1 protein-coding gene is annotated in these 2,176 nt (G+C 38.8%); it reads left to right on the top strand.

Annotated elements, in window-relative coordinates:
- Positions 1 to 149 precede the first annotated feature (149 nt).
- The gene (locus MUW74_RS04045) at positions 150 to 2,003 is read left to right on the top strand and encodes a hypothetical protein (protein WP_243553090.1); all 1,854 of its coding nucleotides are present in this window, start codon (positions 150 to 152) and stop codon (positions 2,001 to 2,003) included.
- The last annotated feature ends 173 nt before the right edge of the window (positions 2,004 to 2,176 follow it).

Here is a 2,176-nt window from a genome sequence, read left to right on the forward strand (position 1 = left end):
GCTTGATGATTTTTTGATGTAAGTTCATAATAGTTGTTGTTATTTATATCAACACAAATTAACAAATGTCAGATTAAATATCAATTACTACAGATTATTCCATAGCAGGACGTCTATTTGGCCAAGCACTAAAGGAACATAACATACCTTTGGTAAAAGTAGCTTTATCCTCTCCTTATTTAAATAAATTCTATTTAAATAGTTTCATTTATCCTATAGAAGATAAAACAATTCCCTATCGGTTTGATCTATTTGGGGGCAATCGTATGAAATGTCCTACGGAAACTGTGCAAGATTTAATCAACCATAAAACCAGATCTTTTTTTGGCTATTTATTAGCTGTACCCTTTAGTGAGCTGAATACCCATAGTGCGTTTGGCCACTTCCTCTCCAGACTTTTTCCCAATAAAGAAAGTTTCTTTTACTTTCAAAGGGCCTTATTGGCTAGGCCCATGAAAATACCAGGCAGAACGGATCAAAAAGATGCGGTCTTAGAGGGTAAATTTAGGATAAAAATATATAGAGATTATGATGCAAAGGTGTGCCATCCATTTAGGCTGAATAATAACCTGCAATTACGCCCCCATGATGGCTGTGGCTTTATTAAATCAGACTTAGCAGCTAAGCTAGGGCTAGCTATAGGGCAAAAGGTAAGCTATAAAAAATCCTTTTCTTATCTTCCCGCGCAAGCACTGCAGCATTATAGTCTAGAGGCTGGTGCTTCTACGCAAGCTTTACAGCAAGAGTTAGCACAAAACCTAGCTGAAGAAATAAAGGATTTAGATCAATTAGCTAAAGAGGCAGTGGGGAATAGGTTATTTCATTTACTGACCAGCGGTTGTGTTAAAGGCAAAAGTTTCATCGCCTTACCCTCCGCAGATGGTCAAGTGCACGGCACTGACCTAGGTGGTCCACTGTTGATAGGTAGAGCACCTTACGACCAACCCAACTTGTGCCTGATGGACCAGGTCGGAAAGCCAACAGATGCCACTACTGTATTTTTAGAACAGCAAGCCCATGTGATACAATATAGTTTGGTAGCCCAAGATAACCAAGATACCCTAAATAGCAAACAACTACCGGATGCGGATCGCGCTCTTTGGTTTGCCAAAGGCTTATTAGTAGTCATACCTGATCAGGCATGGCCAGCAGGTTTGGATCAGGTAGATATAGTCCTTTCTGCAGCTGATATTAAAACCCATTCTAGGTGGAAAAATGCGCAAGAAAAGCAAATATTTAAAGATAATATCAAAGATGATATCGTGGAGGTAGGGGGTATACTCCTAGCCATCAAGGCTTATCAACCAAGTGAGTGTATCGCCTTACCTATTGAAAAGCAAACTTATCTTAGTGGTGATTTTGATGGAGATAACCTATTAGTGATAGATGCCAAGAAGCGTTATCCAGCATTATATAACTTCCTTAAACAAAAGGATGATGCGAAAGCGCATCCCCTGTCTAACAAGTTTGCGAAAACCTTCACACCTGCTTTTAAAGCAGATACAACCTACTCTTTTGGCAGGGCTAAACAAATTTTAGATAGTAAAAGCAATGTGTTAGAGCTTTTTTCGAGCTTGCAAACAAGATTTTTAGCATTAGACTTAACTAAGCGGAAGGATATGGAGCATAGGGTTATGGCAGAGATGCAAAAAGAGACTGAGGAGATATCAAAAGTATCCACCCTTGCAGGAGAGCGGCTTGATCTACTATTAAGTTTGGGTATTAAGGTAGGTACAGATGCATACAAATCAGCTACAGATGTAGAAAATTATTTTGCATTAGCTAAAATATTGAATCGTACTTTTGAGCAAGAAGGGGTTCCGCCAGCTGTGCCTTATGGTAAGTCTTTGGCGCGAAGAATGGGTAAGCGGCAGGTAAGTATAGATGCATTGCAAAATGAACTGGCTAAGAACCCAACATTGGCAGCGTTATATATGGCAAGTGTGCTCAATGAAATGAAATCAAAAAACATCCTTAATCCTTTTTTAAACGCACATTCCTAAACAAATTTAAATTTATTTAGGCGCACAACATAAAAATTAGTTACTTTATAAAGTGTCATTTTGTAGTCATTCAGCGCAGTGACAAAGCTACGTAGAAAAAGCAAAAACGCTACTTGTAAAATAGTTCCGATCAGCAAGCAGCCCTTACAGCTGAAACTTTTTACTGAGGGCTT

Source organism: Candidatus Cardinium sp. cBcalN2, assembly GCF_022810445.1.
In the GTDB taxonomy this organism is placed as follows: domain Bacteria; phylum Bacteroidota; class Bacteroidia; order Cytophagales; family Amoebophilaceae; genus Cardinium.